The following is a 6473-nucleotide window of genomic DNA, read 5'->3' on the forward strand; positions in this document are numbered from 1 at the left end:
CCACCCCCGGCCCGATCACAAAGCAACTCGACACCCTCTATTGGCAATCCCGAGAATCCGGCGACCACGGCACGCCGCTATAGCTTGGGGCAGGGGCAGTCAGGCCTAACAAGAAGGATGCCTCCGGCGGCTGGGGCCTCAGGCCCCAGACCCCGCCAATGCGCCCCCCCTCCCTGCTCGCAGGGAGGGGTCAGGGGAGGGAGACTCGCGGCAAAATTAAATGCGCGGAAGGCGGAAGAATGAAGATATGCCGTTTTCATGTTAATGAAAGATAGCTTCAAAGCGGAGCTATCCTGAACTGTGGTCCCGGTCTAAATTGCTACATGGAATCGATATACGACCAAATATTGGGAACGCTCAATGCAGGATTTCCGTTTGCCGCACTGCACATAGCTTTGGCCTTGCCAGATGTATGTGCCACATTGGAGCTACCTCCAGGTGCGAAGGCGAAGGCAAATGTCAAGGCACGTTACAACACCTGGTTTAATAAATATTTAGCCGAAAATTACACGCTTATTACGGGCTTTGATCTTTTTGCCCTAAGAAATGGGCTTCTTCATAATGGACAATTTGGCCATCAGGATTTTCCGTTTGAAAGAGTGATTTTCTTTGTTAATAGAATAGGATTTCATAATAACATTATCAATGGGGCGCTTCAACTTGACACTTATAAATTCTGTGAAGATGTCATTGACGCTGCTAAACATTGGCAATCCGACCATGTAAGTGACAGAAATGTCGCCTCCAACATGGCCAAGCTAGTTCAATATTACCCTCATGGATTTCCACCTTATGTTCTGAATGTGGAGGTGATCACATAGCCGTGCAACGCATCTACTGCGAACATCTATCTGGCCCTATTTAATAGAATTCGCCTGCATCGCCGCCCCGTCCACTTTACAAGTTCACGACCTTGGCAGTGGCTCCACGAACGGGGACAAAACGACCCCATTTGGTCCATCAGTTGCTTTCGAACGAGATAAACCATTCTGGCGCGATTTGCCGAGCTGAGCCGCATCCAGTTCTTGGCATGCAGGAATCCTCCAGGCTGCGCGAGCCAGCCTGAGCCAAATTGGGCGCGCTCAACTTTTGAGACCAGATGAACTGTTTGCTGGAGCCGCTCGTTACCATACCTCTGCTGCTCCGCAAGAAGCCGACGCTGCCGTCCTCATACCGGATAACTCCACTTTCCAGTTTGAGCTTGTTGAACAGAGTGCGGTAGCGAGTCAGCCGATCATCAGGCAGGTAATTTGGACGTTCGGCCTCGGATACGTTTTGCATCCCATCGATCCAGATGAAGTTTCTCGCTATCCGAGTAACCCGCCGCTCTTGGGCAACCATCGCTCGAAGCTCGGAGAAGATGGCCTGATTGTTCCGAAATTCTTGAATCATGGCGCTGTCGCTTGGGTGAGCGTCGGTCCACTGGCATGCACGGAGTAGTAGAAAAGGCAGCGCCACGAAAGCAACTAGCAGTAAGCCGCACCCCTTCGCACGGCGCTGCCAATCTCCCGATTTTCCCGCCACTTTCATCAGGCCATGCTGCCAGTCACCAGTCGTTTCGACAACGTCCGACTTCGACTTAATCTCGGCCTTCGGGTCTTTAGCCTACAACCTTGAAAAGTCGGCAGGGGAGCACTGACGCCACCACTCAGACCTGAACCGGAAAAGCCCGCGCCGCCGATCCAGCCACCCGGAACAAACCCCAGCACCACGATGTTCTCCCTCCGTACAACCCGGAGACATCCCCCATGTCACATCCAGATACCGACACCCCCAAGATCGACCCCGCCACCGGCCGCCCGCTCGCCGACAAGGTGAACGGCGGCGATATCCGCCCCGCCGGCCCTGACGGCATCCCCGATCTCCCCGAGGATATCGCCGAAGACTGGGACGAGACCGATCAGGCCGGCGACGAAAGCTTCCCCGCCAGCGATCCCCCCGGCCAGGGCGTGGGCTGACCGCCATGGCCGATCGCAAGCCCAGCGAAGACCCGTCCAAGGGCCACGCCAATCAGCTTGGCGGCCCCAAGGGCAAGGGGCCGGACGAATATGGCGGCAGCTTCGCCGGCGGCCAGTCCGCCGGCGGCCCCTATGCCAACGCCCGGCAAAGCAAGGCTTCCGGGGGCCATGACAAGGCCCCCGACGAGCCCCAGGGCGGCCACACCGAGCCCGGCTATTTCGGCGGCGGCCAGGCCGGTAACGTCAACGACGGCGCCGACGATCATCACGCCGCCCGCCGCGCCACCACCGACCAGGGCGGCAGCTACAAGGACCATCCGAGCCAGACCGACGGCCCCGAAAACGCCGCCTTCAAGGCTCGCGCAGCCGCCCATGACGCCGCTCATGAGCGGGACGAAACCATCCACCCCGACAAGGCCCGCCATCAGGCGCCGGACAGAAAGGACAAATGATGGATATCTCGAACGTTGCCGCCGTCGAGCGCGTCGCCCGCGTCCTCGCCGGCCAGCGGCTCAGCATCAACGCCGAAGGCTTGCTGTCATCGGCGTCGGAAGAAGTCGATGCCGCCTGGGAAGAGCATGTCGATGATGCCATCGCCGTGCTCAAGACGCTGCGCGCCCCCGATCCCGAAATGGCGGCGGTCGGCGACGTGGCGGTGTGGCAGCGAATGATCGCCGCCGCACTCGCCCAGCCTCACGAATAAGCTATTCGCGAAGGTCGGAAATCGGCTTCCCGTCCTTCTCTTCCTCCAGCAGCACCGCCGCATCGCCGGCCGCCGACAGCCGGACCTGGTTGCCTTCCACCGAGGCGACCAGCCCGCCGCTGATATAATGATGATGGTCGTCATGCGACCCGCTGTCGGCCTTGGTCATCTTGATCCGGCCGTCCTCAACCTTGTCGACGGTGCCGATATGCACGCCGTCGGCGCCGATGACTTCCATATGCTCGGTAATCTGGCTCAGGTCGGTCATTGTCCGTTCCTCTCGTTGGTGTCTGACAACAGAACCCGCGAACATCGATAAGGCTCCACACCATCCCGGGGGATCGAAACCCCCTCCGCCCCGTTGACCTTCCATCCCCTCCAGCGAGTATCCCGTGCCCATCACCACCAATCCCGAATGGCAGCAGCTGGCGCTCTATGCCGTTGGCGCCGCCGCCATCCTCATGCTGGTCTTCAACCTGCCCTATGTCGGCCGCGCCTTCCGCGCGCTGTTTTCGTTCGGGTTGATGGCCTTCTGCCTGTTCCTGCTGTTCCAGCAGGCGCCCTTCGATCCGCAGATGGCCCGCTTCACCCGCGATCTCGGCCTGGACAACCAGCAGGTCGCCGGCCAGGAGGTCCGCATCCGCCTTTCGCGCGATGGCCATTACTGGGCCGATGTCAGCATCAACGGCGTCGAAAAGCGGATGCTGATCGACAGCGGCGCCACCGTCACCGCCCTGTCGCAGGCCACCGCCGAGGCGGCCGGTGTCGACAAGGATATCGGCGGCCTGCCGGTCATGCTGCGCACCGCTGCCGGCACCATCCAGGCCGATACCGGCGCCATCGAGGCGCTGACGCTCGGCGGCATCGAGGCCCGCAACCTCAAGGTCGTCATCTCCTCGGCGCTCGGCAACATCGATGTGCTCGGCATGAATTTCCTGTCCCGTCTCGCCGGCTGGCGCGTCGAAGGCGGCGTCCTCATCCTCGTCCCGCAAGCCGCTCAAGAAGCCGCACCAGCCGGTTGACGCGCACCCGCTTCGCGCGGAAAACAGCGCCATGAACAAGCCCATCGATGCGCGCGGCTGGCGCGCCAAATTCGCCGTGCTGGGGCCCAGCACCAACACCATCGTCCAGCCGGACATGGACGATCTCCGCCTCCCCGGCGTCACCGCCCATTACAGCCGCATCCGCGTCAGCAACATGGCGGTCACCGACGAGGCGGCATTCCGCAAGCTCACCGACACCATCGCCGCCGCCGTCGATGACGCCGTCGATTCGGTCCTTACCTGCGAGCCGGACTATCTGGTGATGGGCATGTCGGCGGTCGCCTTCTATGGCGGCATCGAGGGGGCCCAGGCCTTCCGCGCCCGCATCGCCGCCCGTGCCAGCCTCGGCGTCAGCACCGGCGCGCTGGCCACCGCCGAGGCGCTGAACCGCTTCGGCGCCCGCCGCGTCGCCTTCCTCTCCCCCTATTTCCCCAGCGCCAACGCCGAGGTCCGCCGCTTCTTCACCGAGAACGGCTTCGAGGTCACCGCCGACGAATGCCTCCAGTGCGAAAGCCCGGTCGCCATCGCCCAGGTCCCCGAAGCCCGCTGCCGCGAGGTGCTCCACCGGTTGAACGCCAGCAATCCGGACGCCATCGTCCAGGTCGGCACCAACCTGTCGATGCAGGCCCTCGCCGCCGCCGCCGAGCATATCCTCGCCAAGCCGGTCATCGCCATCAACGCCGCCACCTGGTGGCACGCCCTCCGCGCCATGGGCATAGCGGACCAGATCCACGGCCACGGCCGCCTGCTCGAAGAATTCTAGTTCTTCGATAATCGAAACCGGTTTCGATGGTCTCCTACAGGCCATGGTTTTTTCGTGCCCAAAACTGCCCGAAACTGTGCCGATTCCGTCCGAAAATGACCCGAAACCGTCCCCGGACGCCTGAAAACAGCCGGTTTTCCGACCCTCCCAAAGGCCCTAAAACGGCTTCCTGTATACAATTGCACCATTCAACCCTATAGTGACGCTCGGTCCGGAAGCAGGGGGAAGGGGCAAGTGGCGCGTCTCAATGCCGTCTCGCGAAGCCATGAGGCGCGCGCCTCCGAGCGTGCCTATGCCGAGATCCGCGGCCTGATCCTCGCCGGCGATATCGCGCCCGGCGCGCCGATCACCGAGGAGGCGCTGGCGGACATTGTCGGCGTCAGCCGCACCCCGGTCCGCGAGGCGCTGCACCGCCTCGAATCGGAGCTTTATGTCATCCGCACCGAGAGCCAGCGGCTCGTCGTCGCCCAGTGGAGCGAGGACGACATCGCCGAGATGTTCACCCTGCGCTCGATCCTGGAGGGTCGCGCCGCCGCCCGCGCCGCCGTCCGCATCACGCCCGAAACGCTCGATACACTGCGCCGCTGCAACGACACCATCGCCACGGCCGTCGCCGCGCCGGATATCGCCACCTTCCTCGTCGAGAACCGGCGTTTCCATGAGCTGATTCTCGGCGCCTCGGGGTCGCGCCGGCTGGTCACCATGCTGGCGACTCTGGTCGAGCAGCCGGTCGTCCGGCGCACCGCGATCCGCTATTCAGCGCCCGAGCTGGCGCGCTCGGCGCACGAGCACGCCGAGCTGATCCAGGCCTTTGCGGTCGGCGATGCGGACTGGGCGCGGGCCGTGATGACCGCCCATATCCGCCGCGCCTTTCACGCCTTTTCGGCGGCAAGTCCCTGAAAATATTCGAGCGTCTGCGCCTCGTTCAGCACTTCGGCGGTCTTGGCGGTCAGGTCGAACATGTTGGCGGCATGGACATTGGGGTCACGGTCGCCGACCGCGTCCGACACTACCACCGGCACGAAGCCCAGGCACAGCGCATCGACCGACGTCGCCCGCACACAGCCCGAGGTCGAAAGCCCGGTCACCACCAGCGTATCGATGCCCTCGGCCATCAGCTGCGAGGCCAGCGCCGTGCCCATGAAGGCCGACGGATAATGCTTGGTCAGCACCCTGTCGCCGGGCAGCGGCGCCAGCTCGGGCGTGAACTCGGCGAGCGGGTTGCCGGTGACGAAGCACTTCAGCGCCGCGATCTTGCGGAAGAACATCCCGCCCTCATGGCCGTCCTCGGAATATTCGACCCGCGTGAAGATCACCGGAATCCCCGCCGCCCGCGCCGCATCCCGTAGCCGCGCAGCGCTCGCCCGCGCCTCTTCCACACCCGCATAAAGCGGTGAATCCTTGACATAATAAGCCGCGGCAAAGTCGATCAAAATCAACGCCGGCCGCGCCCCGGGCTTCAGCCTGCCGCCGAAACCCGCTCCGATATAATCATCATTCAGCATGGAACCCCCTATACACACCCAGAGTCGCTTTGTATACAAAACCATGGTTCAAATAGTAGAAGTCTCCCCAAGAGACGGCCTGCAGAATGAAAAGGCCGAAATCAGTAGCGAAAACAAGCTGTTACTGATCAAGAGGCTGATTGACTTCGGTGCCAGACGCATCGAAGTGACCAGCTTTGTCAATCCCCGCAGGGTGCCGCAGATGGCCGACGCCGAAGTCGTCGTCGCCGGCCTGCCCGACGTGCCGGGCGTGCGCTACATCGGCCTTTGCCTCAACCAGCGTGGTGTCGACCGGGCGATCGCAAGCCGCGATAATGGCGCGCGCGGGCTCGATGAGGCCGGTTGCGTGCTGGTGGCGTCGGACACGTTCGGCATCGCCAATCAGGGCCAGTCGATCGAGGAAGGCGTTGCCGCCAACCAGGCGATGCTGAAGAGCGCGCGCGCTGCCGGGCTGTTCGCCCAGGTGACGATCGGTGCCTCGTTCGGCTGTCCGTTCGAAGG

The 6473-nt window shown here is 62.6% G+C and carries 10 protein-coding genes and 1 pseudogene; 8 read left to right on the top strand and 3 right to left on the bottom strand.

Annotated elements, in window-relative coordinates; genetic code table 11:
• Positions 1–323 precede the first annotated feature (323 nt).
• Entirely contained in the window at positions 324–821 is a 498-nt protein-coding gene (locus ACTIFJ_RS08740) for a hypothetical protein (RefSeq protein WP_439533720.1), read from the top strand.
• 139 nt (positions 822–960) lie between these two features.
• Here the strand turns inward: ACTIFJ_RS08740 and ACTIFJ_RS08745 are convergent, their stop codons facing one another.
• Positions 961–1530, bottom strand: a complete 570-nt coding sequence (locus ACTIFJ_RS08745) for a hypothetical protein (protein WP_439533721.1) — start codon at positions 1528–1530, stop codon at positions 961–963.
• Between the two features lie 218 nt (positions 1531–1748).
• Here ACTIFJ_RS08745 and ACTIFJ_RS08750 point away from each other — a divergent pair, with 218 nt between their 5' ends.
• From ACTIFJ_RS08750 to ACTIFJ_RS08760, 3 genes are read left to right on the top strand one after another with little or no spacing between them, the layout of a single operon-like run.
• Positions 1749–1958: a hypothetical protein gene (locus tag ACTIFJ_RS08750; protein ID WP_439533722.1), complete on the top strand. Its 210-nt coding sequence runs from the start codon at positions 1749–1751 to the stop codon at positions 1956–1958.
• A 5-nt stretch (positions 1959–1963) separates the two neighbouring features.
• Positions 1964–2410 (top strand): hypothetical protein, encoded by a 447-nt coding sequence (locus ACTIFJ_RS08755; RefSeq protein ID WP_439533723.1) that lies wholly within the window; start codon positions 1964–1966, stop codon positions 2408–2410.
• On the top strand, positions 2410–2661 hold the full coding sequence (locus tag ACTIFJ_RS08760) for a hypothetical protein (RefSeq protein WP_439533724.1): 252 nt from the start codon (positions 2410–2412) through the stop codon (positions 2659–2661). Before ACTIFJ_RS08755 ends, ACTIFJ_RS08760 begins: the two co-directional genes overlap by 1 nt.
• Position 2662: 1 nt before the next feature.
• Here ACTIFJ_RS08760 and ACTIFJ_RS08765 read toward each other — a convergent pair whose 3' ends face one another.
• Complete coding sequence (locus ACTIFJ_RS08765) at positions 2663–2929, bottom strand: DUF2171 domain-containing protein (RefSeq protein ID WP_439533725.1); 267 nt, start codon at positions 2927–2929, stop codon at positions 2663–2665.
• A gap of 124 nt (positions 2930–3053) precedes the next feature.
• Between ACTIFJ_RS08765 and ACTIFJ_RS08770 the strand changes: the two genes are divergently transcribed.
• The 3 genes from ACTIFJ_RS08770 (at position 3054) to ACTIFJ_RS08780 (ending at position 5367) form a co-directional block, all read left to right on the top strand.
• Entirely contained in the window at positions 3054–3683 is a 630-nt protein-coding gene (locus tag ACTIFJ_RS08770) for a retropepsin-like aspartic protease family protein (protein ID WP_439533726.1), read from the top strand.
• Between the two features lie 31 nt (positions 3684–3714).
• Entirely contained in the window at positions 3715–4467 is a 753-nt protein-coding gene (locus tag ACTIFJ_RS08775; RefSeq protein ID WP_439533727.1) for a maleate cis-trans isomerase family protein, read from the top strand.
• A 234-nt stretch (positions 4468–4701) separates the two neighbouring features.
• Entirely contained in the window at positions 4702–5367 is a 666-nt protein-coding gene (locus ACTIFJ_RS08780) for a GntR family transcriptional regulator (protein WP_439533728.1), read from the top strand.
• On the opposite strand, the gene ACTIFJ_RS08785 is transcribed toward ACTIFJ_RS08780, so the two are convergent.
• Positions 5340–5972 carry an isochorismatase family protein gene (locus ACTIFJ_RS08785; protein ID WP_439533729.1) on the bottom strand — a complete coding sequence of 211 codons (633 nt, stop codon included), beginning with the start codon at positions 5970–5972 and terminating at the stop codon, positions 5340–5342. The two genes, ACTIFJ_RS08780 and ACTIFJ_RS08785, sit on opposite strands and share 28 nt — an antisense overlap.
• A 43-nt stretch (positions 5973–6015) precedes the next feature.
• On the opposite strand from ACTIFJ_RS08785, the pseudogene ACTIFJ_RS08790 reads away from it, so the two are divergent.
• Positions 6016–6473 (top strand): annotated as a pseudogene (locus tag ACTIFJ_RS08790) (hydroxymethylglutaryl-CoA lyase); the annotation flags it as partial.

The sequence above is a fragment of the Polymorphobacter sp. genome (genome assembly GCF_051860865.1).
GTDB lineage: Bacteria > Pseudomonadota > Alphaproteobacteria > Sphingomonadales > Sphingomonadaceae > Sandarakinorhabdus.

Bases quoted from the DNA above. Each gene is read 5' to 3' on its own strand.
- ACTIFJ_RS08740 (WP_439533720.1), top strand. From the start codon at position 324: ATGGAATCGATATACGACCAAATATTGGGAACGCTCAATGCAGGATTT.
- ACTIFJ_RS08745 (WP_439533721.1), bottom strand. From the start codon at position 1,530: ATGAAAGTGGCGGGAAAATCGGGAGATTGGCAGCGCCGTGCGAAGGGG.
- ACTIFJ_RS08750 (WP_439533722.1), top strand. From the start codon at position 1,749: ATGTCACATCCAGATACCGACACCCCCAAGATCGACCCCGCCACCGGC.
- ACTIFJ_RS08755 (WP_439533723.1), top strand. From the start codon at position 1,964: ATGGCCGATCGCAAGCCCAGCGAAGACCCGTCCAAGGGCCACGCCAAT.
- ACTIFJ_RS08760 (WP_439533724.1), top strand. From the start codon at position 2,410: ATGGATATCTCGAACGTTGCCGCCGTCGAGCGCGTCGCCCGCGTCCTC.
- ACTIFJ_RS08765 (WP_439533725.1), bottom strand. From the start codon at position 2,929: ATGACCGACCTGAGCCAGATTACCGAGCATATGGAAGTCATCGGCGCC.
- ACTIFJ_RS08775 (WP_439533727.1), top strand. From the start codon at position 3,715: ATGAACAAGCCCATCGATGCGCGCGGCTGGCGCGCCAAATTCGCCGTG.
- ACTIFJ_RS08785 (WP_439533729.1), bottom strand. From the start codon at position 5,972: ATGCTGAATGATGATTATATCGGAGCGGGTTTCGGCGGCAGGCTGAAG.